24 protein-coding genes are annotated in these 26,064 nt (G+C 68.7%); 19 read left to right on the top strand and 5 right to left on the bottom strand.

Annotation, left to right across the window (positions count from 1 at the left end; genetic code table 11):
* Nucleotide 1 precedes the first annotated feature (1 nt).
* The gene (locus tag PGB26_RS09770) at nucleotides 2-985 is read right to left on the bottom strand and encodes an ABC transporter permease (RefSeq protein ID WP_271637432.1); all 984 of its coding nucleotides are present in this window, start codon (nucleotides 983-985) and stop codon (nucleotides 2-4) included.
* 261 nt (nucleotides 986-1,246) lie between these two features.
* On the opposite strand from PGB26_RS09770, the gene lepA reads away from it, so the two are divergent.
* From lepA to leuA, 13 genes are all read left to right on the top strand, one after another.
* Nucleotides 1,247-3,097 carry a translation elongation factor 4 gene (gene lepA, locus PGB26_RS09775; protein WP_271637433.1) on the top strand — a complete coding sequence of 617 codons (1,851 nt, stop codon included), beginning with the start codon at nucleotides 1,247-1,249 and terminating at the stop codon, nucleotides 3,095-3,097.
* Between the two features lie 59 nt (nucleotides 3,098-3,156).
* The gene (locus PGB26_RS09780; RefSeq protein WP_271637434.1) at nucleotides 3,157-3,807 is read left to right on the top strand and encodes a DUF1990 family protein; all 651 of its coding nucleotides are present in this window, start codon (nucleotides 3,157-3,159) and stop codon (nucleotides 3,805-3,807) included.
* Between the two features lie 50 nt (nucleotides 3,808-3,857).
* The gene (gene hemW / locus PGB26_RS09785) at nucleotides 3,858-5,105 is read left to right on the top strand and encodes a radical SAM family heme chaperone HemW (RefSeq protein ID WP_271637435.1); all 1,248 of its coding nucleotides are present in this window, start codon (nucleotides 3,858-3,860) and stop codon (nucleotides 5,103-5,105) included.
* Between the two features lie 126 nt (nucleotides 5,106-5,231).
* Complete coding sequence (gene hrcA / locus PGB26_RS09790) at nucleotides 5,232-6,266, top strand: heat-inducible transcriptional repressor HrcA (protein WP_271637436.1); 1,035 nt, start codon at nucleotides 5,232-5,234, stop codon at nucleotides 6,264-6,266.
* Between the two features lie 43 nt (nucleotides 6,267-6,309).
* Nucleotides 6,310-7,419, top strand: a complete 1,110-nt coding sequence (dnaJ, locus tag PGB26_RS09795) for a molecular chaperone DnaJ (RefSeq protein ID WP_271637437.1) — start codon at nucleotides 6,310-6,312, stop codon at nucleotides 7,417-7,419.
* Between the two features lie 32 nt (nucleotides 7,420-7,451).
* Complete coding sequence (locus tag PGB26_RS09800) at nucleotides 7,452-8,180, top strand: 16S rRNA (uracil(1498)-N(3))-methyltransferase (RefSeq protein ID WP_271637438.1); 729 nt, start codon at nucleotides 7,452-7,454, stop codon at nucleotides 8,178-8,180.
* Between the two features lie 111 nt (nucleotides 8,181-8,291).
* A complete protein-coding gene (locus PGB26_RS09805) occupies nucleotides 8,292-8,639 on the top strand; it encodes an HIT domain-containing protein (RefSeq protein WP_271637439.1) in 348 nt (115 codons plus the stop codon).
* An 85-nt stretch (nucleotides 8,640-8,724) separates the two neighbouring features.
* Nucleotides 8,725-9,750, top strand: a complete 1,026-nt coding sequence (locus PGB26_RS09810) for a PhoH family protein (RefSeq protein ID WP_271639634.1) — start codon at nucleotides 8,725-8,727, stop codon at nucleotides 9,748-9,750.
* On the top strand, nucleotides 9,747-10,205 hold the full coding sequence (ybeY, locus tag PGB26_RS09815; protein WP_271637440.1) for an rRNA maturation RNase YbeY: 459 nt from the start codon (nucleotides 9,747-9,749) through the stop codon (nucleotides 10,203-10,205). Before PGB26_RS09810 ends, ybeY begins: the two co-directional genes overlap by 4 nt.
* Nucleotides 10,202-11,494 (top strand): hemolysin family protein, encoded by a 1,293-nt coding sequence (locus PGB26_RS09820; protein WP_271637441.1) that lies wholly within the window; start codon nucleotides 10,202-10,204, stop codon nucleotides 11,492-11,494. Before ybeY ends, PGB26_RS09820 begins: the two co-directional genes overlap by 4 nt.
* Nucleotides 11,487-12,497, top strand: a complete 1,011-nt coding sequence (gene era, locus PGB26_RS09825; RefSeq protein WP_271637442.1) for a GTPase Era — start codon at nucleotides 11,487-11,489, stop codon at nucleotides 12,495-12,497. The genes PGB26_RS09820 and era overlap by 8 nt, the downstream gene beginning before the upstream one ends.
* Nucleotide 12,498: 1 nt before the next feature.
* On the top strand, nucleotides 12,499-13,446 hold the full coding sequence (locus PGB26_RS09830) for a quinone oxidoreductase family protein (protein ID WP_271637443.1): 948 nt from the start codon (nucleotides 12,499-12,501) through the stop codon (nucleotides 13,444-13,446).
* 170 nt (nucleotides 13,447-13,616) lie between these two features.
* Nucleotides 13,617-15,371: a 2-isopropylmalate synthase gene (leuA, locus tag PGB26_RS09835; RefSeq protein WP_271637444.1), complete on the top strand. Its 1,755-nt coding sequence runs from the start codon at nucleotides 13,617-13,619 to the stop codon at nucleotides 15,369-15,371.
* Between the two features lie 16 nt (nucleotides 15,372-15,387).
* Here leuA and PGB26_RS09840 read toward each other — a convergent pair whose 3' ends face one another.
* Complete coding sequence (locus PGB26_RS09840; RefSeq protein WP_271637445.1) at nucleotides 15,388-16,074, bottom strand: trimeric intracellular cation channel family protein; 687 nt, start codon at nucleotides 16,072-16,074, stop codon at nucleotides 15,388-15,390.
* Between the two features lie 36 nt (nucleotides 16,075-16,110).
* Here PGB26_RS09840 and recO point away from each other — a divergent pair, with 36 nt between their 5' ends.
* Together recO and PGB26_RS09850 are read left to right on the top strand one after the other, a co-directional pair.
* On the top strand, nucleotides 16,111-16,854 hold the full coding sequence (recO, locus tag PGB26_RS09845; RefSeq protein WP_271637446.1) for a DNA repair protein RecO: 744 nt from the start codon (nucleotides 16,111-16,113) through the stop codon (nucleotides 16,852-16,854).
* Nucleotides 16,851-17,654 carry an isoprenyl transferase gene (locus tag PGB26_RS09850; protein WP_271637447.1) on the top strand — a complete coding sequence of 268 codons (804 nt, stop codon included), beginning with the start codon at nucleotides 16,851-16,853 and terminating at the stop codon, nucleotides 17,652-17,654. The genes recO and PGB26_RS09850 overlap by 4 nt, the downstream gene beginning before the upstream one ends.
* A 238-nt stretch (nucleotides 17,655-17,892) precedes the next feature.
* Here the strand turns inward: PGB26_RS09850 and PGB26_RS09855 are convergent, their stop codons facing one another.
* Both PGB26_RS09855 and PGB26_RS09860 read right to left on the bottom strand, forming a co-directional pair.
* Nucleotides 17,893-19,551 (bottom strand): HNH endonuclease signature motif containing protein, encoded by a 1,659-nt coding sequence (locus PGB26_RS09855; RefSeq protein ID WP_271637448.1) that lies wholly within the window; start codon nucleotides 19,549-19,551, stop codon nucleotides 17,893-17,895.
* Nucleotides 19,552-19,668: 117 nt separating this feature from the next.
* Nucleotides 19,669-20,241 (bottom strand): AAA family ATPase, encoded by a 573-nt coding sequence (locus PGB26_RS09860; RefSeq protein ID WP_271637449.1) that lies wholly within the window; start codon nucleotides 20,239-20,241, stop codon nucleotides 19,669-19,671.
* A gap of 57 nt (nucleotides 20,242-20,298) precedes the next feature.
* Here PGB26_RS09860 and PGB26_RS09865 point away from each other — a divergent pair, with 57 nt between their 5' ends.
* A complete protein-coding gene (locus PGB26_RS09865; protein WP_271637450.1) occupies nucleotides 20,299-20,967 on the top strand; it encodes a DsbA family oxidoreductase in 669 nt (222 codons plus the stop codon).
* A 26-nt stretch (nucleotides 20,968-20,993) separates the two neighbouring features.
* Here the strand turns inward: PGB26_RS09865 and PGB26_RS09870 are convergent, their stop codons facing one another.
* On the bottom strand, nucleotides 20,994-21,497 hold the full coding sequence (locus tag PGB26_RS09870; protein ID WP_271637451.1) for a glutathione peroxidase: 504 nt from the start codon (nucleotides 21,495-21,497) through the stop codon (nucleotides 20,994-20,996).
* A 60-nt stretch (nucleotides 21,498-21,557) separates the two neighbouring features.
* Here PGB26_RS09870 and dusB point away from each other — a divergent pair, with 60 nt between their 5' ends.
* From dusB to dnaG, 3 genes are read left to right on the top strand one after another with little or no spacing between them, the layout of a single operon-like run.
* The gene (gene dusB / locus PGB26_RS09875; RefSeq protein WP_271637452.1) at nucleotides 21,558-22,820 is read left to right on the top strand and encodes a tRNA dihydrouridine synthase DusB; all 1,263 of its coding nucleotides are present in this window, start codon (nucleotides 21,558-21,560) and stop codon (nucleotides 22,818-22,820) included.
* Nucleotides 22,810-24,180, top strand: a complete 1,371-nt coding sequence (locus tag PGB26_RS09880; RefSeq protein ID WP_271637453.1) for a deoxyguanosinetriphosphate triphosphohydrolase — start codon at nucleotides 22,810-22,812, stop codon at nucleotides 24,178-24,180. The genes dusB and PGB26_RS09880 overlap by 11 nt, the downstream gene beginning before the upstream one ends.
* The gene (gene dnaG / locus PGB26_RS09885; protein WP_271637454.1) at nucleotides 24,180-26,030 is read left to right on the top strand and encodes a DNA primase; all 1,851 of its coding nucleotides are present in this window, start codon (nucleotides 24,180-24,182) and stop codon (nucleotides 26,028-26,030) included. Before PGB26_RS09880 ends, dnaG begins: the two co-directional genes overlap by 1 nt.
* The last annotated feature ends 34 nt before the right edge of the window (nucleotides 26,031-26,064 follow it).

The following is a 26,064-nucleotide window of genomic DNA, read 5'->3' on the forward strand; positions in this document are numbered from 1 at the left end:
GTCAGCTCACCCTCACTCGCGGGTCGAGGACCACGACGGCGATGTCGGCGAGCACGGCGCCGATCGCGGTCAGCACGGCACCGAAGGCTGCCACGGCGACCACGCCGTGCACATCGTTGCCGTTGATCGTGGTCAGGAAGTAGCGCCCCATGCCCTGCCAGGCGAAGATCGTCTCGGTCAGGATGGCGCCGGTGAAGATCGCCGGGATCGAGAACGCGACCTGCGTGGCCACGGGGATCAGCGATGTGCGCAGGGCGTGGCGCCGGATGGCCTGGGACTTGGTGAGCCCCTTGGCGCGTGCCGTGCGGACGTAGTCGGCGCTGATGTTGTCGAGCAGCAGCGAGCGCTGCAGGAAGTGCGTGCCCGCGTACCCGGTCACGACGAGCGCGATGGTCGGCAGGATCAGATGCTGCAGTGCGTCGACGAGCACCGGGAAGAAGCCGGTGACCCCCTGACTCGAGGAGCCCGTGACGTAGAAGACGCGGGTGCCCACCCAGTTGTTGAAGTTGATCGCGAGGATGACCACGGCGAGTGCGGCGACGATGATGTTGATGTTCATCGTGATGATCGACACGGCCTGCCAGATGCGATCGCCGAGCTTGTACTGGTGGGATGCCGTGTACACGCCGATCCAGATGCCCAGGACGGTCATGATGATGGTCGCGCCGAGCACCAGCTCGGCGCTGACCCACATGCGGTAGCCGATCTCGTTGTTCACCGAGCCGCCGGTGGGGCTCAGGCCCCAGTCCCAACGGAGCAGGATGCCCGTGAGCCAGGTCCACCACCTCTCGATCAGCGGAGTGCTCTCGCTGAGATTTCGCGGTCCGAGCAGATTCTCGATCTGCTCAGGACTCAAGGGCGGTTTGCGGCCGACGTAGTTGCTTCGCGGATCGAGGAATGACCAGGCAAGGAAGTAGGTGACATTCGTCGCGACCACGATCATGAGCAGCCAGCCGAGTGTCCGGCGCACGAGATACTTGATCAAGGTGTGGGGTCTTTCTCTTCTACAGCCGTGCACGGGATCTCCGACGCGACGCTGAGTCGGGATGACGTCATGGGTCATTCCACTTCCAGCCTACGCCGACACCCGCGGGGAGGCTGTGACGGAGTCGTATAGCCGATGGGATCCAGTCTCGCCGGATCGCCTCGGGCAACTTCGCGAGACTATCACCGGTGCAGCGGAATGGGGATTGCGCCGGGCTGAACGTAGACTTGTCTGAACCCTCTCGGACGCCCCAAGGACCACATGTCACCCCGCGCTCTCACCCCGCTGTCACCGGCAGCGACGCCCGCCACGCAGATCCGCAACTTCTGCATCATCGCCCACATCGATCACGGCAAGTCGACCCTGGCCGATCGGATGCTGCAGGTCACCGGCTCGGTGGCGGAGCGCGACATGCGCGCTCAGTACCTCGACCGCATGGACATCGAGCGCGAGCGCGGCATCACCATCAAGAGCCAGGCCGTGCGGATGCCCTGGTCGGCCGGCGGCGAGACCTTCGCCCTGAACATGATCGACACGCCCGGTCACGTGGACTTCACCTACGAGGTCTCCCGCTCGCTGGCGGCGTGCGAGGGCGCCATCCTGCTGGTCGACGCGGCGCAGGGCATCGAGGCGCAGACCCTCGCGAACCTGTACCTGGCGCTCGAGAACGACCTGCACATCATCCCCGTGCTGAACAAGATCGATCTTCCTGCGGCCGATCCCGAGAAGTTCGCCAAGGAGCTCGCCGATCTCATCGGCGGCAGGCCCGAGGACGTGCTGCGCGTGTCGGGCAAGACCGGCGTCGGTGTCGAGGAGCTGCTCGACCGCATCGTGCAGGACATCCCGGCCCCGGTCGGCGACCCGGATGCCCCGGCGCGGGCCATGATCTTCGACTCGGTGTACGACTCGTACCGCGGCGTCGTGACCTATGTGCGCATGGTCGACGGCAAGCTGAACCCGCGTGAGCGGATCCAGATGATGTCGACCAAGGCGATGCACGACCTGCTCGAGATCGGTGTGTCGAGCCCAGAGCCGATCCCGTCCAAGGGGCTCGGTGTCGGAGAGGTGGGCTACCTCATCACCGGCGTGAAGGACGTGCGCCAGTCGAAGGTGGGCGACACCGTCACCACCGCTCGGGGCGCCGCCACCGAGGCGCTCGCCGGCTACACCGACCCGAAGCCGATGGTGTTCTCGGGCATCTATCCGATCGACGGCAGCGACTACGCCGAGCTGCGCGAGGCGCTCGACAAGCTCAAGCTGTCGGACGCGTCGCTGCAGTACGAGCCCGAGACATCGGTCGCGCTCGGCTTCGGCTTCCGCTGCGGATTCCTCGGACTGCTGCACCTCGAGATCATCACCGAGCGGCTGTCGCGTGAGTTCGGTCTCGACCTCATCACCACCGCGCCGAGCGTGATCTACGAGGTCGTCACCGACACGGGAGAGAAGGTCACCGTCACCAACCCGAGCGAGTACCCCGATGGGCGCGTCGCCACCGTGTCCGAGCCCATGGTGAAGACCGCGATCCTGCTGCCCAAGGACTACGTCGGAACGGTCATGGAGCTCTGCCAGTCGCGGCGCGGTGCGTTGCTGGGCATGGAGTACTTCTCGGAGGAGCGGGTCGAGCTGCGCTACCGCATGCCGCTCGGCGAGATCGTGTTCGACTTCTTCGACCAGCTGAAGTCCAAGACGCAGGGCTACGCAAGCCTCGACTACGAGCCCGACGGGCAGCAGGAGGGAGACCTCGTCAAGGTGGACGTACTGCTGCAGGGCGACAAGGTCGACGCGTTCAGCGCGATCGTGCACCGCGACAAGGCGTACGCCTACGGCACGCTGATGACCGAGCGCCTGCGCAAGCTCATCCCACGGCAGAACTTCGAGGTGCCCATCCAGGCCGCCATCGGCGCGCGCATCATCGCTCGCGAGACGATCCGCGCCCTCCGCAAGGACGTGCTCGCCAAGTGCTACGGCGGTGACATCAGCCGCAAGCGCAAGCTGCTCGAGAAGCAGAAGGAGGGCAAGAAGCGCATGAAGATGGTCGGCCGTGTCGAGGTGCCACAGGAGGCGTTCATCGCCGCCCTGTCCGGCGATGTCGAGACCAAGGACAAGAAGTAGGCCGTTCGGGCGCGGTGTCGTTCGGAGACTGTTCAGACAGGTCGCTTAGGCTGGAGATCATGCGTCGGGGGACTTTCCGTGAAGGCACGGTCGACTATGCCGCGGTGGGGGCGACCCACGCACCGGACCTGATGCAGTATCCGCCCGAACGCAGTATTCCCGCGGAGGCATCGTGGCGTCTCGGCAGCGGTGAGGACCGCTTCCGCACCGCCGGCGAATCGCTTCTGTCGTGGACCGCGCAGCGCGCGGCCGGCCTCGAGCTGCGCGATGTGCGCCCGGCCGCGGGTTCGGCGTACACGGGCGTCAGCTTCGACGCCGAGGGCGCGCCCATCGCGCCGAACCGCACCCAGGTCGAGCAGCGCTTCGCCACCGACGGCACGCCTTTCGTCGCGCCGGGCACGACCCTCAAGCTGCACGGCCGCGTCAAGGGGATGAGAGCGGATGCCGAGCTGCGGGTGATCTCGGTGACCGAGGAGCGGCGCCGCATCGGCTTCGTGCTCGGCACGGTCGGCGGCTCGGTGGTGAGCGGCGAGGAGTCGTTCGACATCGACTGGCGCGAGGACACCGACGAGGTGTGGTTCACCGTGCGGGCGTTCGACGCTCCCGTCGCCCTGCTGTACCGCCTTCCCGGGATGGTGCGGCGTCGTCGTCGCGAGCTGTTCGCCCTCTACCTGCGCGCGATCTCGCCGCTGTACGCCACCCCGATCTGATGGTGCGCGCTCGCTGATGGCACAGGCATCCTGATGGCCCGGACGCTCTGATGGCCGGCCCTCTTCCGCTGGGCGACCCGGCGCCGGCCGACGGCCGCCTGCCCGACGACCTCACCGTCGACCGTGCGGTGCCCTTCTCGGCCTACCTGCACGTGCCGTTCTGTCGGGTTCGCTGCGGGTACTGCGACTTCAACACCTACACCGCGACCGAGCTGCGCGGAGCGAAGCAGGACGAGTACGCCGACACGCTCATCCGAGAGATCGCGCTGGCGAGCGCGGTGCTGGGCGAAGCCGACGGCATCCGCCCGCTCGACACCGTCTTCTTCGGCGGAGGCACGCCGACCCTGCTGCCCGCCGGCGATCTGGCGCGGATGCTCACGGCGGCGACCTCGGCGTTCGGCATCCGCGACGGCGCCGAGGTGACGGTCGAGGCCAACCCCGACACCGTCACGCCCGAGGTGGTGCGGACGCTGCTGGATGCCGGGGTCACCCGCCTCTCGATCGGAATGCAGTCGGCCGTGCCGCACGTGCTGGCGGCACTCGACCGCACGCATCGGCCCGAGAACGTGCGCACGGCCGTCGACGCGGCACGCGATGCCGGGCTCGACGTGAGCGTCGACCTGATCTACGGCGCCCCCGGCGAGTCGCTGGCGGACTGGGAGAGGTCCCTCGACGCGGCTCTCGCCCTCGAGCCCGACCACATCTCGGCGTACGCGCTGATCATCGAGGACGGCACCAAGCTCGCCAGGCAGATCAGGCGGGGCGAGGTGCCGGCGCCCGACGACGACCTGCAGGCCGACATGTACGAGGTCGCCGACGAGCGTCTCGGTGCGGCGGGATACGAATGGTACGAGGTCAGCAACTGGGCGCGTCCTCCGACGGACGCGGGAACCCCCGAGGGGAGGGACCACCGGTCGCGGCACAACATGGCGTACTGGCGCGGCGCGGACTGGTGGGGCTTCGGGCCCGGCGCGCACAGCCATGTCGCCGGTCTGCGGTGGTGGAATGTCAAGCATCCGGCGGCGTACGCGCAGCGTCTCGCCGTCGGCGAGTCGCCCGCCGCAGGCCGCGAGCGGCCCGACCTCGAGGCGCGCACCCTCGAGCGGGTGCTGCTGCAGAGTCGCCTCGCGGAGGGCCTGCCGATCGACGACATCGCCGAAGGCCGCCGCGATCGGGTCGCCGAGCTGATCTCGGACGGACTGGTCGATGCCGCCGCGGCTCTGCGGCAGCGTCGCGTGCGCCTGACCCTGCGGGGCCGGCTGCTCGCGGATGCCGTCGTGCGCGCGCTCACCGATTAGCGCGACCCGCACAGCCGACGCGGCCCCCTACGGCCAGTGCGACCCGCACAGCCGGCGCGAGCCTGAGGGGGAGCCCGAGCGGGTAGGATTGGCACTCGGAACGTTCGAGTGCCAGCGGGAGGGATGATGGTCACACAGCGAGGCCTTGAGGTCCTCCGTGCGATCGTGCAGGACTACGTCGCCACGCACGAACCGGTCGGCAGCAGATCGATCGTCGAACGCCATGCGTTCGGCGTCTCGGCCGCGACGATCCGAAACGACATGGCCCAGCTGGAAGATGAAGAGCTGATCACCGCTCCGCACACCTCCTCGGGGCGGGTGCCGACCGACAAGGGATACCGGGTCTTCGTCAACCACCTCGCCCAGGTGCGCCCGCTGTCGGCGCCGCAGCGCACCGCGATCGAGTCGTTCCTCGCCGCGCCCAGCGACCTCGACGATCTGATGGCCCGCACGGTGCGGGTGCTCACCCAGCTCACCGGCCAGGTCGCTCTCGCCCAGTACCCGTCGTTCGCGCGCGCGAGCATCACCCACGTCGAACTCGTCGCCTTGGCACCCAACCGCGTGCTGGTGGTACTGGTCACCGACGCGGGCGGGGTGTCGCAGCGGATCTCGCCGCTGCCGATCGACATCGACGACGCAGACCTCGCAGTGCTGCGCGCCCAGCTCGCGGCGCTCATCACCGGCCGTGCGGTCGGTGAGGCGTCCGAGCGCATCGCATCGGCGCGCGAACCGCAGACCGGCTCGCGCCTCGCGCCGGCGCTGTCGTCGCTGGCGGCGGTGATCGCCGAGGAGCTGGCCGAATTCCGTCAGGAGCGGCTGGTGATGGCGGGGGCTGCCACGCTCGCGCGGCGCGAGCAGGACTTCCGCGGCAGCATCCATCCTCTGCTCGAGGCGATTGAGGAGCAGGTGACCCTGCTGCGGCTGATGAGCGAGATGGTGACCGACGAGCACGGCCTCGCCACGAGCATCGGCACCGAGAACGCCCCGTTCGGACTCGGTGAGGCGTCGATCGTGGCGAGCAACTACGCCGCGCCAGGCAGCACGGCGCGCGTCGGCGTGATGGGACCGACCCGCATGGACTACCCGAGCAACCTCGCCGCAGCACGGGCCGTCGCCCGCTATCTGTCGCGGATGCTCGAAGAAGACGAGGCCGCCCGCTGATCCGGGCGACCGAATACACGAACGCACACGAAGAAAGGTGACCGTGGCGGATCACTACGAGGTCCTCGGGGTGTCGAAGGACGCCTCCCAGGACGAGATCAAGAAGGCCTATCGCAAGCTCGCCAGGCAGCTGCACCCGGACGTGAATCCGGGGGAGGACGCGGCTGAGCGGTTCAAGCTCGTCACGCACGCCTACGACGTGCTCAGCGACGAGGACTCCCGGCGCCGCTATGACATGGGCGGCGACCAGAACGGCGGATTCGGCGGCGGGTTCGGCGGATTCGGCGACATCTTCGAGACGTTCTTCGGCTCCGCGGGCGGCGCCCGTTCTGCGCGTCCGCGGTCGCGTCGCGAACGGGGTCAGGATGCGCTCGTGCGCATCAACCTCGAGCTCGGCGACGTCGTGTTCGGCGTGCACCGGGACATCGAGGTCGACACCGCGGTGCTGTGCGAGACCTGCCACGGCAGCTGCTGCCAGCCCGGCACGTCTCCGGTCACCTGCGACGTCTGCGGCGGCAGCGGCCACGTGCAGCGTCAGGTGCGCAGCCTGCTCGGCAACGTCGTGACCACCCAGCCGTGCGGCACCTGCGAGGGCTACGGCACTGTCATCCCCAACCCCTGCGGGTCGTGCGCCGGTCAGGGCCGCGTGCGCTCGCGGCGCACCGTCGCCCTCGACATCCCGGCCGGCGTCGAGACCGGTCTGCGCCTGCAGCTGCCCGGCTCGGGCGAGGTCGGTCGCGCGGGAGGCCCGAACGGCGACCTGTACGTCGAGGTCGCCGTTGCGCCGCATCCGGTCTTCAGCCGGGACGGCGACGATCTGCTCGCCACGCTCGAGGTGTCGATGGCGGATGCCATCCTCGGCACCACCACGACCATCGAGGGCCTCGACGGCACGGTCGATCTGGAGCTGCGGGCCGGCGTCCAGTCGGGTGACGTGCTCACGATCGACGGCCGGGGCATCACCCCGTTGCGCGGATCTCAGCGCGGCGACCTGCGCGTGGGCGTGCAGGTTCTCACGCCGACGCGGCTCGACGGGGCGCAGCGCAAGCTCATCGAGGACTTCGCCAAGAAGACGAAGGCTCCGGAGCCCAAGCTCGCCCAGTTCCAGCAGGGGTTGTTCTCGAAGCTGCGCGACCGCTTCCGCAGCCACTGACCGACTTCCGCACCACAGCCGATCGGAGCCCCATGGCCCTGCACTTCGTCGTACCCGACTGCACCGACGCCACCATCGGAGAACTCGTCCGGCTCACCGGATCAGAGGCGAAGCACGCCTCGGTGGTGCGCCGGGTGCGCGTCGGCGAGACGGTGACGATCGGCGACGGCAGGGGTGTCTGGCTCGAGGGCGCGGCGGAAGACGTCACCGCATCTCAGGTGAGTGTGCGAATCACCGGCCGCCGCGTGCAGGACGGACCCGAGACGCGCATCGTGCTCGCGCAGGCGCTCGCGAAGGGCGACCGAGACGAGCTGGCCGTGCAGGCCGCATGCGAGCTCGGCGTCGACGAGATCGTGCCGTGGCAGGCAGCACGCAGCATCTCACGCTGGGAGGGCCCGAAGGCGGCGAAGGGTCGGGAGCGCTGGGCGACGATCGTCCGCGAGGCGGCCAAGCAGGCGCACCGGGCCTGGGTCCCCGAGGTGACCGCCGTGCAGTCCACCGCGCAGCTGGCCGAGCGGGCGGCGGATGCCAGGCTGCTCGTGCTCGACCCGTGGACGCAGACGCCGCTCACCAGCATCCGTCCCGACGGTCGTGACCTCGTGCTCGTGGTCGGGCCGGAGGGTGGCATCGCGCCCGACGAGCTGGAGCGGCTCGAGGCGGCGGGCGCCGAGCGCGTCCGCCTCGGCGACACGGTGCTGCGCACCTCGACTGCAGGCCCCGCGGCGATCGCGGTACTCTCGGCCAACCTGGGCCGCTGGTGACCCTTCACTTCGTCTCGCCGGCGCTCGCTCGGTGCAGGCGACAGACTCAGGGACCCAGATGTACGCAGGGATCCAGGGCGACACGCCTAGGGACCCGGATAAGCTGAAAGCATGAGCGAACCCTCGATCTTCACCCGCATCCTGAACGGGGAGATCCCCGGCGAGATTCTCGCCGAAACCGACCGCGTGTTCGCGATCCGCGACATCAATCCGCAGGCGCCGCTGCACGCACTCGTGATCCCCAAGACCGAGCAGTACCGCGACGTCACCGAACTGGCCGCCGGCGACCCGGGCCTGATGGCCGACATGGTGGCCGTGGCCAAGCAGATCGCCTCCGAGCACGCCAACGGCGAGTACCGCCTGATCTTCAACAACGGCGCCAGCGCTGCGCAGTCGGTCTTCCACGTCCACGCGCATGTGCTCGGAGACATCGAGGAGGGCAAGCTCGTTGGCTTCTGACGACAGCGCACACAACGACAGCGCACCCCCGCGGTTCCCTGCCCAGCCCGAGAGCACCGAGCGCATCTTCGCCGACGGCATCGCCATGGTGCAGCTGCTCGGCCCGCAGGATCGGCTGCTGCGGATGCTCGAGAAGCAGCATCCGAATGTGCAGGTGATGGTGCGCGGCAACGAGATCACCCTGGGCGGATCGTCTGAGGACGTCGCCGCGGCGAAGCGACTCGTCGACGAGCTGATCGAGATGACCCGCTCGGGGCACGATCTCGCGCCGAGCGACGTCGAGCACTCCGCGCGGATCCTGCGGCGCGACGACGGACCCCGCCCCAGTGAGGTGCTCGGCGAAGCGATCCTGTCGACCCGGGGGCGGGTGATCCGCCCGAAGACACTGGGACAGAAGGAGTACGTCGACGCGATCGAGCAGAACACCATCGTGTTCGGCATCGGTCCCGCGGGTACGGGCAAGACCTATCTCGCGATGGCGAAGGCAGTGCAGGCCCTGCAGCGCAAAGAGGTGCAGCGCATCATCCTCACCCGGCCGGCCGTGGAAGCAGGGGAGAGGCTCGGGTTCCTGCCCGGATCGCTGACCGACAAGATCGACCCCTACCTGCGCCCGCTGTACGATGCGCTCAACGAGATGATGGACCCCGAGGTCGTGCCGCGCCTGATGGCGACCGGCACCATCGAGGTCGCCCCGCTCGCCTACATGCGAGGTCGCACGCTGAACGACTCGTTCGTCGTACTCGACGAGGCGCAGAACACCACGCCCGAGCAGATGAAGATGTTCCTCACCCGCCTGGGCTTCGGCACGAAGATGGTCGTCACCGGCGATATCACGCAGATCGACCTGCCACAGGGCGCCTCGGGACTGCGCCTGGTCACCCGGGTGCTCGGCGACATCGACGACATCCACTTCTCGCGGCTGACCAGCGACGACGTGGTGCGGCACTCCCTGGTGGGCCGCATCGTCGACGCGTACAGCGAGTACGACGAACAGCGCACGGCGGCGCGCGTCGAGCGCGAGCAGGCGCACCAGTTCGCGAACCGTGCGGAGCGTCGCGGCGGAGCACCGCAGAAACCCCGAGACCGCATGCCGAAGCGAGGCCTGAAGTGATCGAGATCAACAACGAGTCGGCCATCGCGGTCGATGAGACCGTGCTGCAGCGGCTCACCGACTTCAACCTCGCGCAGCTGCACGTCAGCCCCGACGCCGAGGTCGCGATCGTGCTCGTCGACGAGGGCGCCATGGAGTCGCTGCACGTGCAGTGGATGGACGAGCCCGGGCCCACCGACGTGCTGAGCTTCCCGATGGACGAGCTGCGCCCCGGCAGCCCGGACAACCCGACTGCGCCCGGTCTGCTGGGCGACATCGTGCTCTGCCCGCAGGTCGCCGAGGCGCAGGCGCAGACCGCCGGTCACTCGCTGATGGACGAGCTGATCCTGCTGACCACGCACGGCCTGCTGCACCTGCTCGGCTTCGACCACGCGGAACCCGACGAGGAGCGTGAGATGTTCGGGCTGCAGAAGTCGCTGATCGAGGGCTTCGCGCGCGTCGAACGCGGTCGATGACCCCCGCGATACTCCTCGCAGCCGCGGTGCTGCTGGTCGCCTTCGGCGGCCTGATGGCCGCCGTCGACGCGGCCTTCTCGGTCAGTTCGAACACCGACCTCGAGAACATGTCGGCCGACGGTCGCAACGCTGAGGCGCTCGCGCGCATCGCCGCTGATCCTGCGCCGCACGTGAACGCCGTCGCCTTCATGCGCGTGCTCTCGGAGACCACCGCCGCGGTGTTCGTGACCGTGGCTCTCGACGCCCTGCTGCCGAGCATCTGGTGGGCGATGCTGGCGGCCGCCGTGCTGATGACGGGCATCACGTTCGTGCTCGTCGGATCGAGCCCGCGCTCGTTCGGCCGACTGCATGCGACCTCGATGCTGCGCACCTGGGCGCCGGTCGTGCGCGGCGTGCGCATCCTGCTCGGACCGCTCGCGCAGGCGCTCGTCTCGGCGGGCCAGCGGGTGACGCCCGGAACGGGACGCAGCAGCTTCGCCTCTGAGGAGCAGCTGCTCAGCATGGTCGACGAAGCGGCGTCGAACCTGCTCATCGAAGAGGACGACCGCGATCTGATCCACTCGGTGTTCGACTTCACCGATCAATTCGTGCGCGCTGTGATGGTGCCGCGCACCGAGATGATGACGGTGGGCGCCGAGGCGACCACCACCGAGGCGATGGAGCTGTTCCTGCGCACCGGAGTCTCGCGCATGCCGGTGGTCGACGACGACGCGGACGACGTCGTCGGTGTTCTCTACCTGAAGGATCTCGTGCAGTTCGCCTACCGCGACGAGAGCGCGTGGCGCGGGCGGCCCGTGCGGCCGATCGCGCGGCCGGCGGTGTACGTACCCGAGTCGATGCGCGCCGAGACTCTGCTGCAGCAGATGAAGCGCGACGCCGTGCACGTGTGCATCGTCATCGACGAGCACGGTGGCATCTCGGGGCTGGTGACGCTCGAGGATCTCATCGAGGAGCTGGTGGGCGAGATCGCCGACGAGTACGACAGGGGACCCGCCGAGGTCGTGGAGCTGGCCGACGGCCGATACCGCGTCAACTCGCGTCTCGGCCTCGAAGACGTGGGGGATCTGTTCGGGCTCGAGCTCGAAGATGAGGACGTCGACTCGGTCGGCGGCCTGCTGGCCAAGGAGCTGGGCCGGATCCCGCAGCCGGGCGCCACCGTGATCGTGCAGGGCCTCGTCCTCACCGGCGGCGCCTCGCGCGGCCGGGGGCGCGGGATCGCCACGGTGTTCGTCGAGCGGGCGCCGCAGGGCTGGGACGAGGAACGCGAGGGAGGACAGGGCGATGACTGAGCAGAGCGGACAGGCAGGGCAGGCCGGACAGGCAGGGCAGGCAGGGCAGGCCGGACAGCCAGGGCAGGCCGGACAGGCAGGGCAGGCCGGACAGTCTGGACGACCAGGGTCGGATGAGACCCGCAGCGGATTCGTGACCTTCGTCGGGCGGCCGAACGTCGGCAAGTCGACGCTGACGAACGCGCTGGTGGGCGAAAAGATCGCGATCACGAGCGAGAAGCCGCAGACCACCCGGCGGGCCATCCGCGGCATCCTGAACCGTCCTGACGGACAGCTCGTAATCGTCGACACGCCCGGCATCCACAAGCCGCGCACGCTGCTCGGCGAGCGGCTCAACGATCTCGTCGAGCAGGTGCTCGGCGACGTCGACGTGATCGGCTTCTGCGTCCCCGCCACCGAGAAGATCGGCCCGGGTGACCGCCGCATCGCCGCATCGCTCGACGGCTATCCGCGTGCGAAGAAGGTCGCGATCGTGACCAAGACCGACGCCGCCGACCGCGACGACATCGTCGAACGACTCATGGAGGTCGACTCGCTGCGCGAGGACTGGGCCGCCGTCATCCCGCTCTCGGCGCTCACTCGCGAGCAGCTCGACGTGCTGGCGGACGAGATGCTGCAGCTGATGCCCCTCGGCCCGCGCCTGTACGAGGACGGCATCGTCACCGACGAGTCGGACGAGGACCGCATCGCCGAGATCATCCGCGAGGCGTCCCTCGAGGGGGTGCGCGACGAGCTGCCGCACTCGATCGCGGTCGTCGTCGACGATGTCGCGCCCCGGGAAGACAGCGATCTCACCGACGTGTACGCGTCGATCGTCGTGGAGCGCGACAGCCAGAAGGCGATCATCATCGGCCGCAAGGGTGCGCGGCTGCGCGACGTCGGCGCGGTGGCCCGCGAGGGGATCGAGGAGCTGCTCGGAACGCGCGTGTTCCTGAAGCTGCACGTGAAGGTCGCCAAGGAGTGGCAGCGCGATCCGAAGCAGCTCGGACGACTCGGGTTCTGAGATGGCCGAGCACTGGGTCGCCCGCAAATGGGGCTCGCCGGACGGGTGGCGTCTCGAACAGTACGAGGTGGCTGCACCGGATGCCGGTGAGGTGACGATCCGCGTGCACGCCGCCGGGGTGAATCCGGCCGACGCCAAGCACGTCGCATCCGCCAGGACAGGTGTGGAGCTGCCAGTGCCGATCGGCTACGAGGTCTCCGGCGTCGTGACGGCGGTCGGCCCCGGCACCGAGATCGTGTCCGGTCCTGTCGCCGTCGGCGACGAGGTGATCGCATTCCGCATTCACGGCGGCTACGCGACCGAGGTGACCGTGCCCGCGCAGAAGGTGCTGCGAAAGCCCGCGACGCTCACCCACTCCGAGGCGGCGAATCTGCTGCTCGCCGGCAGTACGGCGTCCGCCATGCTGCACGCGGTCGACGCGCAGCCCGGCGAGACCCTTCTGCTGCACGCCGCGTCGGGAGCGGTCGGGGTGAGCGTTCTGCAGCAGGCGGCGCAGCGCGGCATCCGGATCATCGGCACCGCCGGCCGAGCGCGCCTCGAAGAGGTGCGCCGCTTCGGCGGCATCCCGATCGAGTACGGTGACGGCCTGCTGTCGCGCATCCGCGCCGCCATGGCGGATGCCGGGATCAGCGCTCTCGATGCGGCGCTCGACGCCGCCGGCACGGCCGAGGCGACGCAGACGTCTCTCGCGCTCGTACCCGATCGCCAGCGGATCGTCACGATCGTCGACCCGCGTGCCGCTGCCGAGCACGGCTTCCTGATGAGCGCCGGCTCGGATCCCGAGACTGCACGGTACCGCGATGCGGTGCGCATCGGCCTCGTCGAGGCGGCCGAGAGGGGCGATCTCGACGTGCCCGTCTCGCGGGAGTTTCCGCTCGATCAGGCGCCGCAGGCGCTCGCTTTCCTGGCCGACGGGCATCCGGGCGGAAAGCTGGCGCTGATCCCCTGAATCGCGTCGCGGGTGAGCATCCTGCCAAGCGGGGTGTTAGCATCGATGCATGCCTCTGGGCGGTCTGCTTCTTCTTAGCTGCCGCGGCGAGTCCTGACAATCGGGCCTTCCTCGTCGCGGCGCTTGTGTTGGCCTGAGCACGTTATCTGACGAAGAGAAGCAGCCCCATCATGAAGAACCACCAGAAGCCCACCTCGATGCCGGTGCACAAGTACCGTCCGTTCCACGAGCAGATCCGCATCGATCTCGAAGATCGCACCTGGCCGTCCAAGCGCATCACCGAGGCTCCCCGCTGGTGCGCCGTCGACCTCCGCGACGGCAACCAGGCTCTGATCGATCCGATGTCGCCCGAGCGCAAGCGCGTGATGTTCGAGCTGCTCGTGAGCATGGGATACAAGGAGATCGAGGTCGGCTTCCCGTCGGCCAGCCAGACCGACTTCGACTTCGTGCGTCAGCTGATCGAAGAGGACCTCATTCCCGACGACGTCACCATCCAGGTGCTGACGCAGTGCCGTGAGCACCTGATCGAGCGCACCTATGAGTCGATCGTCGGCGCCAAGCAGGCGATCGTGCACTTCTACAACTCGACCAGTGTGCTGCAGCGCGAGGTCGTCTTCCGTTCAGACCGCGAGGGCGTCAAGCAGATCGCGCTGGAAGGTGCGCGCCTGTGCCGCCAGTTCGAGAAGCGCATCCCCGACACGCAGGTGTACTACGAGTACTCACCCGAGAGCTACACCGGCACCGAGCTGGAGTACGCCGTCGAGGTGTGCAACGCCGTGCTCGACGTGCTCGAGCCGACGCCCGACCGCAAGGTGATCATCAACCTGCCGGCGACGGTCGAGATGGCGTCGCCCAACGTGTACGCCGACTCGATCGAGTGGATGAACCGCCACCTGGCGCACCGCGAGAACGTGATCCTCTCGCTGCACCCGCACAACGACCGGGGCACGGCGATCGCCGCCGCCGAGCTGGGATATCTGGCCGGCGCAGACCGCATCGAGGGATGCCTGTTCGGCAATGGCGAGCGCACGGGCAATGTCGATCTGGTGGCGCTGGGCATCAACCTGTTCACGCAGGGCATCGACCCGCAGATCGACTTCAGTGACATCGATCAGGTCAAGCGCACCGTGGAGTACTGCAACCAGCTGCCGGTGCCCGAGCGCAGCCCTTGGGCCGGGGATCTGGTCTTCACGGCGTTCAGCGGATCGCACCAGGACGCGATCAAGAAGGGCTTCGAGGCGATGGCCGCGAAGGCTGCGGAGCAGGGTGTCTCGGTCGACGAGATCGAATGGGGCGTGCCCTATCTGCCGGTCGACCCGAAGGACCTCGGTCGTTCGTACGAGGCCGTGATCCGGGTCAACTCCCAGTCGGGCAAGGGGGGAGTGGCGTACCTGCTGAAGACGGACCACTCCCTCGACTTGCCGCGCAAGCTGCAGATCGAGTTCTCCGGTGTGGTGCAGGCGAAGACGGATGCCGAGGGCGGGGAGGTCACCAGCGAGCAGATCTGGTCGATCTTCCACGACGAGTACCTGCCGGCCGATGACGACACCGCCAAGTGGGGCCGGTTCGAGCTGCTCGGCACGCAGACCCGAAGCGATATGTCGGGCGAGGTCTCCCTCGACGTCGTGCTGCGCGACGGGGAGACCAGCGAGCAGGCGTCCGGTCAGGGGAACGGCCCGATCGCCGCGTTCATCGAGATCCTGCGCGGTCGCGGCTTTGACATCTCGCTGTACGACTACGTCGAGCACACGCTCTCGGCCGGGGGCGACGCGCAGGCAGCCGCGTACGTCGAGCTGCAGGTCGACGATCAGCGCCTGTGGGGCGTCGGCATCGACGGCGACATCTCGACGGCGTCGCTGAAGGCGATCGTGTCGTGCGTGAACCGCTCGATCCGCACGCGCGAGCCCCAGCTCGTCGCTGTCTGAGCGCGGATGATCCCGATCACGGCTTGATGATCGGGATCATCCCCGTCTCGGTGGCCACCTTTCGGCGGTACAGACGCCGCTGCTCGGGCAGCGACACGTCGAAGACCACCGCGAGCACCCGGATGACGGCAGTGACGACGATGCCGATCACGGCCGCGACGGTGATCGAGACGTCGAAGGCATGCAGGATCACGATGGCCGTGCAGCCCGCGCCGGCCGCCACCGCGTAGAGCGAGCCGACGTGCATGATCGCGACCGGCAGCCCCATGAGCACGTCGCGAAGCACACCGCCGCCGACCGCGGCGCACACGCCGATGAACACGGCGGGCACGGGCGGGATGCCGAACGCGATCGCCTTGCTGACCCCGAACGCGCCGAACATGCCGATCACGGCGGCGTCGAGCACCACGATGAACGTGTTGATCCGGTTGAAGACGCCGGCGAGAAGCATCCCGAACAGCGCTGCACCGGCCGCGGTGATGAGATACCAGTCGTTCTGCAGGGTGGCGGGTGGCTGGCCGATCAGCAGATCGCGGATGAGGCCGCCGCCCATGCCGATCATGATGCCGATGATCGCCACGCCGAGCCAGTCCAGGCGGCGCTGACCCTGGAAGCCCGAGGCGAACATCGCTCCCTGGATGCCGCCAAGGCCGACGCCGAGCAGATCCGCCCAGAGCGGGATGGTGAAGAGCGGTTCGGTCACCCGTCCATTCTCTCGCGCGCGGGAGATAATCGATGGATGCCCACCTACCGAGACGAAGCGGTGATCCTGCGCACCCACAAGCTGGGTGAAGCCGATCGCATCGTCACGATGCTGTCGCGGCGCAACGGCAAGATCCGGGCCGTCGCCAAGGGCGTGCGGCGCACATCGTCGAAGTTCGGCTCGCGACTCGAGCCGTTCATGGTCGCCGACGTGCAGATGTACAAGGGCCGCTCACTCGACATCGTGCAGCAGGCCGACTCGCTCGGTGCCTACGGCGCCGACATCGCCGTCGACTACGAGCGCTTCACGGCGGCCAGTGCCATGGTCGAGACCGCCGATCGGCTCAACGAGGCCGAGGCGACCGCCGAGCAGTACCTGCTGCTCGTGGGCGGGCTGCGCTCTCTCTCCCGCGGCGAGCATGCCGCCCGAAGCATCCTCGATTCTTACCTGCTTCGTGTCATGGCGCTTTCGGGGTGGGCGCCGGCCCTCGACGACTGCGCCCGGTGCGGAGCACCTGGGCCGCACCGCCATTTCGGTGCACAGCTGGGCGGGTCGGTGTGCGACGCGTGCGCCCCTGCGGGCAGCCCGCGGATCTCGTCGTCTTCACTGTCGCTGCTGCGGGCGCTGATGGGCGGCGACTGGACGATGGTGGATGCCGCATCACCGCCGGACATGGCGGCGGCCTCCGGCACGATCGCGGCCTACGCCCAATGGCATCTCGAGCGCGGCATCCGCTCGCTCGAGCACGTCACGAATCCGTCGAGCATGGGAGCCCTGTGACACCGAAACCGTACACGCACAAGGACGCGGTGCCGTTCCGCCCGCTCGACTGGACGGGTGAGCACCCGCCGGCGTTCCCCGCCGTGCCGGAGCACGTCGCGATCGTGATGGACGGCAACGGACGCTGGGCGAACCGTCGCGGCCTGAACCGGGTCGAGGGGCACAAGGCAGGCGAGGAGGTGCTGCTGGATGTCGTCGCCGGTGCTATCCAGGCGGGCGTCAAGCACCTCTCGGTCTACGCGTTCTCCACCGAGAACTGGGCGCGTTCGCCGGAGGAGGTGCGCTTCCTCATGGGCTACAACCGCGACGTGCTGCATCGTCGACGCGATCAGCTCAACGAATGGGGAGTGCGCGTGCGGTGGGCCGGACGCAAGCCTCGGCTGTGGGGATCGGTCATCAAAGAGCTGCAATTCGCCGAGCAGCTCACCAGGGACAACGACGTGCTCACCCTGACCATGTGCGTGAACTACGGCGGCCGAGTCGAGCTCGTCGACGCCATGCGGGCGATGGCGGAGGAGGTCAAGGCGGGCAGGATGCGCCCCAGCGCCATCACGGAGAAGCAGATCCGCAAGCACCTGTACGTTCCGGACATGCCCGACGTCGATCTCTTCCTGCGCAGTTCGGGTGAGCAGCGCACGTCGAACTTCCTGCTCTGGCAGGCCGCCTATGCCGAGATGGTCTTCCTCGACACGCTCTGGCCCGACTTCTCCCGTGCCGAGCTCTGGCGGGCCATCGAGATCTACCTGTCGCGCGATCGTCGCTTCGGCGGCGCGGTCGACATGCCCGACGCCTCGATCTGAGGGTCCTGTCTGGCGCTTCCCTCTAGCGCTTCCGTCGGCGTTCGCTTGTGGCGTTCCCGTCGGCGCTCGAGGGTGGCGATCCTCTCAGCGCTCGCTTCTGGAGATTCCGTCAGAGTTCGCTTGTGCCGTCAGCGCTCGCTTCTGGTGATTCCGTCGGAGTTCGCTTGTGCCGTCAGCGCTCGCTCCTGGCCATCCCGTCAGCGCTCCGTCTGAAGCGGGTGCGCTCAGGACGGCCGCTTCACGTGTCAGTCGCCTCCCAGGGCGGGGTGTCGTTCTGCACGGGCCACTCGCTGTGCGCGCCCGAACGGCCCGGCGGGCCAGGGGCGCGTTGCGCGTCTTCGCCGGCCTGCTCGTGCTCCGCTTCGGGTGGCCAAGGCCCGCTGGGCACGAACATGACGCGACGCGGCGGGGTATCGCGGTGCGTGCGTCCGGCGGGGCTGGTCCACTCGAGCGACCAGTCGGGCAGCTGCCGGGCGGTCCAGCGGAACTCCTCCGGTATGTCCGGGTGCTTCAGCGCATGGTGAGTGAGGCAGAGATGGGCGAGGTTGTCGGTGCGAGTGGGGCCGCCGAGGGCCCAGTCGATGGTGTGGTCCGATTCGCAGCGGTGGACGGGCATGCGGCACCCGGGGAAACGGCAGTGCTGATCGCGGGCGCGCAGGAATCGGCGCATCGGCTCGGTCGGGGTGTAGGTGTCGGTCTCGGTGACGAGTCCGGTCGGGTCGAGGAACAACCGCGTCCATCCGGTGGAGCTTCCGGCGAGTCGGCGGGCGATGTCGGGGTGCAGGCTGCCGTGCCCGTCGAGTTGGGCGGGGCGATCGTCTGCGCCGGTGAGGGTGGTCGCAGCGACTGTGACCTGAATGCGGGCGTGGATGTTGTCGAGCCCCGTGCCCATGATCTCGCTCGGGGTGGCACTGAGCAGCAGGTCGCAGAGCAGTTCGGTGCGGATCTCGTCCAACCCTCGGCCGTCGATCGGGATCTGGATCACGACCGGACCTGCGGCGATGATGCGCTCCATCGCGTCGTCGTACGCCTCCCCCGCTCCGGGAACATCGAACGGGTCGAACGGGTCGAACGGGTCGAACGGGTCGGCCGATTCGGCCGTGCAGATGTCGCCGGTGGTGGAGATCGCCCGGGCGGAAGCAGCCGCCCTCGCGGCGGCTTCGGCTTCGGCGCGGGCAGCTTCGAATTCGAGGTCGGCGTCGACGTCGACGTCGACGGGGAGGGTGGGGGTGCGGTTGTCGGGGTGCTGTCTCTGCGCGCGGCCCATCTTGGTGAGACGGTCGAGGATGGCGACGGCCTTATAGGTGGGCACGATGGCCTGAAGCAGAGACATCTCATCGTCGAGCTCTCGCACGCTCACGACCTGCTCCGCCGTCGCAGCCCGATGGCGCTCGGCCACTGTCTGCGGCACGAGCGCCGCGACGAGCTGCCGCACGTGAGCCCGGGTTCGGGCGGGTGCTTCGGTCTCGGCGAACTCCAGAGCCGCCGCCTCGTACAGCGCCCACTCCGCCTCAGTCGCCGCGCCGGCGCTGCGCGCCTGGATCAGGGGGCCTGCCGCACGAAGGATCTCCCGCACGTGCGCGGCGCTGACCCGCCCTGCGGCGAACGAGGCGCGCAGGTTCGGGAAGTCATCGCACAGGGCGCGGGCATCCGTGAATGCCTGCTCGACGGTGACCTTCGCCATCCGCCCGGCTGCGGAGTACTCCGCCACGATCGACCGGCGGATCGCCTCGCGGTGCATCGGAGCGGCCGCGACATCGGCATCCATCACCTCCACGCGCTGCGCCAGCAGCGTCGCCGCCCGCTCCTCGAGGCGATTGATCTCGGCGCGCACGTCGAGCCACTCGACCAGCAGCTCGCGCTGCCGGACGAACGGATCAACCGATGTGGTGGCCATACGAGAACATTAGAACGTACCTCCGACATTCCCTCCGGGCGCATCGCATCCGTTGAGGAAAGGCGGGGCTGACCGGTCGCATCGGCGATCGATGCGACCGATCTCGCGAACCCGCGCTCAGGAACCGGCTGCGGCGACCCGCGCGAGCCAGCGCTGGGTCTCACGGGGATGCCGGAAACGCACGACGGTCAGATGCGGATGCCGCACCTCGACGTCCGGCATCCGCTCCGCCCACTTGTGCAGGGTTCTCGTCTGCCACAGCAGGATGTTGTCCGTCGCATCGCGGCGGAACATGTTCGTGATTCCGCGCTCCCGGTTGCCGTTCCACAGCTCGGTCCGCAGCAGCTGACGAGCGACCGTGCGGCGCACGAGGCGCGCACGGACGACCCGGTAGGGGTAGTCGAGCCAGAGCACGAGTTCTGCACGCGGGGCGAGGATAGCCTCGGTGCCGCGGCTCGTGTACTGCCACTCGGTGACCCAGCTCTGCTCCGCGGCGAAGGCGCGCACGTCGCCTGTGAACTCGGGGCGGGGTGTCCAGCCGGGCCCGTGGAAGAGGGCGTCGATCTCTACGTGACGCAGGTTCCAGATCTCGGCGAGGCGCTTGGCGAGAGTGGTCTTTCCCGCACCCGTCACGCCAGCGATCAGCACCCGCGAGCGGTGCAGGGCAGGAGCATCGTCGGCGGTGAACACCAGTGAAGGCTATCCGATCGGGAATATGCGTACAGGGGCATGCGGTTGTCAACTGATGTGAGCGAACCCATCTCCATCGACATCTGGTCCGACATCGCCTGCCCGTGGTGCTACATCGGCAAGCGCAATCTCGAGAAGGGGCTCGCCGCGACAGCAGGCGATGACGACGCACCGCAGGTGCGAGTCACCTTCCACTCGTTCGAGCTCTCACCCGACACCCCTGTCGACTTCGACGGCGACGAGATCGACTTCCTCGCCGGACACAAGGGCATGCCCCGCGAGCAGGTCGAGCAGATGCTCGGACATGTGACGACCGTGGCCGCGGGAGCCGGGCTCGAGTACCGCTTCGACCTGCTGCAGCACACGAACACCGTCAAGGCGCACGAGCTGCTGCACTTCGCGAAGGAGAAGGGCCTGCAGCACGAGATGAAGGAGAGGCTCATGTCGGCCTACTTCACCGAAGGCAGGCATGTGGGCCGGATCGACGATCTGGCCGCCCTCGCCGAGGAGGTGGGGCTGGATGCCGGAGAGGCGCGCTCAGCGCTGGAATCCGATGCCTACCTCGACGCCGTCCGCGCCGATCAGGCACAGGCTCGCGCCTACGGTATCAACGGCGTGCCCTTCTTCGTCATCGACGGACAGTACGGCGTGAGCGGCGCTCAGCCGCCCGAGGCGTTCGAGAACGTCATCCGCGACGTGTGGGCGCAGAAGAGCGCCGCGAGCTGATCGCGCGTCGGACTTTCGAGGCGTGATCAGCGCCGCGCCGAGTCGAGAGCGTTCTCGATCGCCGCGACGATCTCCGGCGAATCGGGCGTCTGACGCGGACGGAAACGCTGAACGCTGCCGTCGGCTCCGACGAGGAACTTCTCGAAGTTCCACTCCACCCGGCCGGCCCTGCCGCCGGCATCCGGAGTGTCCTTGAGCACCTTGTAGAGGTCGTGCGCGTTGCGTCCGTTGACCTTGACCTTGTCGTTGATCGGGAAGGTGACCCCGTAGCTCGTCGAGCAGAACTCGAGGATCTTCTCGATCGACCCCGGCTCCTGGCCGAAGAACTGGTTGCACGGGAAGCCGACCACGCTGAAGCCTCGATCGGCGAAGCGTCGCTGCAGCTCTTCGAGCTGCGTGTACTGCGGCGTCAGCCCGCACTTCGAGGCGACGTTGACCACCAGCAGCACGTCGGCGCCGATGTCGTCGAGGGTCTTCTCGGCACCCCCGGCGTCGATGAACGGGATCTGTCGCAGGGTCGCATCGGCCATCTCCACAGCCTAAGCGCGCTGTGCCCGCACCGGGCCGTCGTCTGGGAGAATGGAGAGGACATGACTATCGCCGCTGACCTTCGACCCGCTCAGGGACCCACTGTCGCTTCGGCCCCCGCAACCGCTTCGGCTCCGGCGCTGCGCATCGGCCCGATCGCGCTCGACACCCCGGTGGTGCTGGCGCCGATGGCGGGGATCACCAACACCGCCTTTCGCCGCCTCTGCCGCGAGTACGGGGCGGGTCTGTACGTCAGCGAGATGATCACCTCGCGCGCGCTCGTCGAGCGCAACGCCATCACGATGCGGCTCATCCAGCACCACGAGAGCGAGACGCCGCGATCGATCCAGCTGTACGGCGTCGATCCGGCGACGATCGCCGAGGCGGTGCGGATCATCGTCGCCGAAGACCGGGCGGACCACATCGACCTGAACTTCGGCTGCCCGGTGCCGAAGGTCACCCGAAAGGGCGGCGGCGCCGCCCTGCCGTGGAAGATCGGGCTCTTCTCCGACATTGTGCAGCGGGCCGTGAAGGCGGCGGGCGACGTGCCGCTCACCGTCAAGATGCGCAAGGGCATCAACAAGGATCATCTGACCTTCCTCGACGCCGGCCGCGCGGCGGAGGATGCGGGTGCCGCCGCCGTCGCCCTGCACGCGCGCACCGCGTCGGAGTACTACTCGGGCCACGCCGACTGGAGCGCCATCGGAGAGCTCAAGCAGGCGGTGACCAGCATTCCCGTGCTGGGCAACGGCGACATCTGGTCGGCCGCCGACGCGGTGCGGATGATGGACGAGACCGGCTGTGACGGCGTGGTCGTGGGACGAGGATGCCTGGGCCGGCCGTGGCTGTTCGGCGAGCTCGCCGCGGCGCTCGGCCCTTCGGCGGGCTCAGGGGCCCAGGAGGCAGGCTCAGGGACCCAGGCGACGGGTTCACGACGCGAGCAGGCTCCGGTGGTCGATGCGACGCTGGGCTTCGTCAAAGACGCCTTCCGCCGGCACGCCGAACTGCTGGTGGAGTTCTTCGAGGACGAGGATCGCGGCTGCAAGGACATCCGCAAGCACGTCGCGTGGTACTTCAAGGGGTATCCCGTGGGCGGCGAGCTGCGCGCCGCGCTGGCACGGGCATCCACCCTGCAGGAGATCGACGACCTGCTCGGCACGATCGGCGACGCCCCCTACCCCGGCATCGGTGCGGAGGGGCAGCGGGGCCGCGCCGGTTCGCCGAAGCGCACGGCCCTGCCCGAGGGCTGGCTCGATTCACGGGAGCTCGGCGAGGGCGTCGGCGACATGATGCGCGGAGCGGAGACCGAGAACGATGGCGGCTGACGTCGTACGCGGCTACGGGGCGCACGACGCCGAGCGCTTCTACTCGGAGACCCATCGGTCTGAGCGCGACGACTTCTCCCGCGACCGCGCACGCGTGCTGCACTCCGCGGCGCTGCGGCGTCTTGCGGCGAAGACCCAGGTGCTCAGCCCCGCCAGCACCGCCGACTTCGCCCGCAACCGGCTCACGCATTCCCTCGAAGTCGCGCAGGTCGGCCGCGAGCTGGCGAGCGCCCTGGGCGTCTCCGCCGACGTGGTCGACACGGCCTGCCTGAGCCACGACCTCGGGCATCCGCCCTTCGGACACAACGGCGAGCGGGCCCTGAACGAGTGGGCGGAGGACATCGGCGGGTTCGAGGGCAACGCCCAGTCGCTGCGCATCCTGACTCGCCTCGAGGCGAAGGTGCTCGACGACGGCGATCACTCCGTCGGACTCAACCTCACCCGAGCCAGCCTCGACGCGACATGCAAGTACCCGTGGACCGTCGACGAGCCCGTTCCCGACCCGGGTGGCCGGCTCAAGTTCGGCGTGTACCCCGAGGACGAGCCGGTCTTCCGCTGGATGCGCGAGGGCGCCACCGGGCGGGAACGCTGCATCGAAGCCGAGATCATGGACCTGTCCGATGACATCGCCTACTCCGTGCACGATTTCGAAGATGCGATCGTGAACGGCTACGTCGACGTGGCGCAGCTGTCGGATCCGATCGAGCATCACCCGCTCATCGGCCGAATCCAGCAGTGGGTCGGATACGACTACACGCGTGACGAGCTGGCCGACGCCCTGTACCGGCTCACGCGGGAGACGATGTGGATGCGGTCGTTCGACCGCTCCCGTCGCGATCTGGCTCGGTTGAAGAACCTCACCAGCGACATGATCGGCCGCTTCGCGCGCGGCTCGGTGGCGGCCACGAGGGCCGCCTACTCCGGCGAGACCCTCGCGCGGTACAGCGCGCACGTCGTGATCCCCCGCGAGGTCGAGACCGAGATCGCGGTGCTCAAGGGCATCATGGGCCAGGCGATCGTCACCATCGATGCGCGAAAGGGCGTGTACAAAGAGCAGCGTCGCGTGCTGCATCGCCTCGCCGACGCGCTGTGGTCGACGGACGCGCTGTGGTCGGCGGGCGCCGATGTGCTGGAGCCTGCATTCTCAGCCGACTTCCTCGCCGCCGACACCGATGCGCAGCGCGCACGCGTGGTGGTCGACCAGGTCGCGAGCCTGACCGACCAGACCGCCGTCGACTGGCACAACCGCCTGGTCGGCGAGATCGATCCCGCTGAGGTGGGGATATGGTCGCCGCGGCACGCACGCCCCGGCGTGCACCGTCGCGCCGAATCCCGGGTGGTCGTCGAAGGGGCCGTCTGATGCCGCGCATCCTGCAGGCCGACGTCGAGGAGGTGAAGACCCGCACGAACATCGCCGACATCGTCGGCGAGCGGGTCGCCCTCAAATCGGCAGGCGTGGGTTCGCTCAAGGGGCTCTGCCCGTTCCACGACGAGAAGAGTCCGAGCTTCCACGTGCGCCCGCAGGTCGGGTACTACCACTGTTTCGGCTGCGGCGCCTCGGGCGATGTGTACTCGTTCCTGCGCGAGATGGATCACGTCAGCTTCACAGAGGCCGTCGAGCGGCTTGCCGCCCGGGTCGGCTACTCACTGCACTACGAGGACGGCGGTGCGGCGCCGGAGACCAGCGGGCGCAGCCGGCTGTACGCGGCCAACACGGCCGCGGGGGAGTACTTCCGCTCGCAGCTGCTGAGCCCCGAGGCCGAGAGCGCCAGGCGCTTTCTCGGCGAGCGGGGGTTCGATGCGGGCGCTGCAGCCCATTTCGGGGTCGGCTACGCGCCCCGCGGCTGGGACAACATGCTGAAGGCGCTGAGTGCGAAGGGCTTCACCCGTGACGAGCTCACCGCCGCCGGGCTCGTCTCGGCCGGGCAGCGCGGCGTCTACGACCGCTTCAGGGGTCGGGTCGTCTGGCCGATTCGAGACGTCACCGGGCAGACCATAGGGTTCGGCGCACGCAAGCTCTACGACGACGACCAGGGGCCGAAGTACCTGAACACCCCCGAGACGCCGATCTACAAGAAGGCGCAGGTGCTCTACGGGCTCGACCTGGCCAAACGCGACATCAGCAGGGGAGACCCGCGCCGCGTGGTCGTCGTCGAGGGCTACACCGACGTCATGGCCTGCCACCTTGCAGGCGTCACGACCGCGATCGCGACCTGTGGCACCGCGTTCGGAGCGGAGCACATCAAGGTGCTGCGCCGGGTGATGGGCGACGATTCGGCGGCGGGCGAGGTCGTATTCACATTCGATGGCGATGAGGCGGGCCAGAAGGCGGCGCTGCGCGCCTTCAGCGAGGACTCGCGTTTCACTGCGCAGACCTTCGTCGCCGTCGCGCCCGACGGTCTCGATCCCTGCGACATGCGTCTGCAGCGGGGGGATGCCGCGGTGCGCGGGCTGATGGACGCCAAGGTTCCCATGTTCGAGTTCGCGATCGATCGCAAGCTCGCCGGATACGATCTCGCCACCGTCGAGGGGCAGGTCGGCGCGTTGCGGGCCGCAGCCCCGATCGTCGCCGAGATCCGCGATGAGCTGCTGCGCCCCGGATACGAGCGGGTGCTGGCTCGCCGACTCGGGATGGATCCCACGGCTGTGCACCAGCAGGTGCAGCGGGCCGCGCGCGGGGAACGCGAGCAGCCGGGCCCGCGACAGCAGGCGCCGGGCGGTGACAGTGCCGAGGGCGTTACGCGCGTTCGATTGGTCGATCTGCCGCGCACGCCGGAGGTCGCGCTCGAGCGCGATGCGCTCATGGGCGTGCTGCAGTACGGTCACCGGCTCGACCAGCAGACTCTCGCCCGCGCGCTGAGCGAGCCCTTCCGGCATCCGGCGCTGGAAGCGGTGCGCGACGCCGTGGCATCCGTCGCCGACCGCACCAGGGTCGGCTGGGCGACGGCAGCGGCGGATGCCGTGCGCGAGCCGTACCGCAGCCTCGCAGGCGAGCTGCTGATGATGCCGTTCCCCGCCCGCGACGACGAGGGAGCGCTGGCGTCTTCGGCCGACCTGTGCCGGCGGCTGATCCTGCGCACCATTGAGCGCGAGAAGCAGGAGCTGCTGGGTGCGGTGCAGCGGGTGCCCGCCGACTCGGACGGGGGACGCGCGCTTCGCATGCGACTTCGCGACGTGGATGCCGAGCGACTGAGGTTCGCCGAGTCCTGAGCGCTTTCGGCCGCTGAACCCGGCAGGATGGACG

It is taken from the genome of Microbacterium sp. nov. GSS16 (assembly GCF_028198145.1).
Classification (GTDB): Bacteria; Actinomycetota; Actinomycetes; order Actinomycetales; family Microbacteriaceae; genus Microbacterium.

Bases quoted from the DNA above. Each gene is read 5' to 3' on its own strand.
- lepA (WP_271637433.1), top strand. From the start codon at position 1,247: ATGTCACCCCGCGCTCTCACCCCGCTGTCACCGGCAGCGACGCCCGCC.
- PGB26_RS09780 (WP_271637434.1), top strand. From the start codon at position 3,157: ATGCGTCGGGGGACTTTCCGTGAAGGCACGGTCGACTATGCCGCGGTG.
- hemW (WP_271637435.1), top strand. From the start codon at position 3,858: ATGGCCGGCCCTCTTCCGCTGGGCGACCCGGCGCCGGCCGACGGCCGC.
- hrcA (WP_271637436.1), top strand. From the start codon at position 5,232: ATGGTCACACAGCGAGGCCTTGAGGTCCTCCGTGCGATCGTGCAGGAC.
- PGB26_RS09800 (WP_271637438.1), top strand. From the start codon at position 7,452: ATGGCCCTGCACTTCGTCGTACCCGACTGCACCGACGCCACCATCGGA.
- PGB26_RS09805 (WP_271637439.1), top strand. From the start codon at position 8,292: ATGAGCGAACCCTCGATCTTCACCCGCATCCTGAACGGGGAGATCCCC.
- PGB26_RS09810 (WP_271639634.1), top strand. From the start codon at position 8,725: ATGGTGCAGCTGCTCGGCCCGCAGGATCGGCTGCTGCGGATGCTCGAG.
- PGB26_RS09820 (WP_271637441.1), top strand. From the start codon at position 10,202: ATGACCCCCGCGATACTCCTCGCAGCCGCGGTGCTGCTGGTCGCCTTC.
- era (WP_271637442.1), top strand. From the start codon at position 11,487: ATGACTGAGCAGAGCGGACAGGCAGGGCAGGCCGGACAGGCAGGGCAG.
- PGB26_RS09830 (WP_271637443.1), top strand. From the start codon at position 12,499: ATGGCCGAGCACTGGGTCGCCCGCAAATGGGGCTCGCCGGACGGGTGG.
- leuA (WP_271637444.1), top strand. From the start codon at position 13,617: ATGAAGAACCACCAGAAGCCCACCTCGATGCCGGTGCACAAGTACCGT.
- recO (WP_271637446.1), top strand. From the start codon at position 16,111: ATGCCCACCTACCGAGACGAAGCGGTGATCCTGCGCACCCACAAGCTG.
- PGB26_RS09855 (WP_271637448.1), bottom strand. From the start codon at position 19,551: ATGGCCACCACATCGGTTGATCCGTTCGTCCGGCAGCGCGAGCTGCTG.
- PGB26_RS09870 (WP_271637451.1), bottom strand. From the start codon at position 21,497: ATGGCCGATGCGACCCTGCGACAGATCCCGTTCATCGACGCCGGGGGT.
- dusB (WP_271637452.1), top strand. From the start codon at position 21,558: ATGACTATCGCCGCTGACCTTCGACCCGCTCAGGGACCCACTGTCGCT.
- PGB26_RS09880 (WP_271637453.1), top strand. From the start codon at position 22,810: ATGGCGGCTGACGTCGTACGCGGCTACGGGGCGCACGACGCCGAGCGC.
- dnaG (WP_271637454.1), top strand. From the start codon at position 24,180: ATGCCGCGCATCCTGCAGGCCGACGTCGAGGAGGTGAAGACCCGCACG.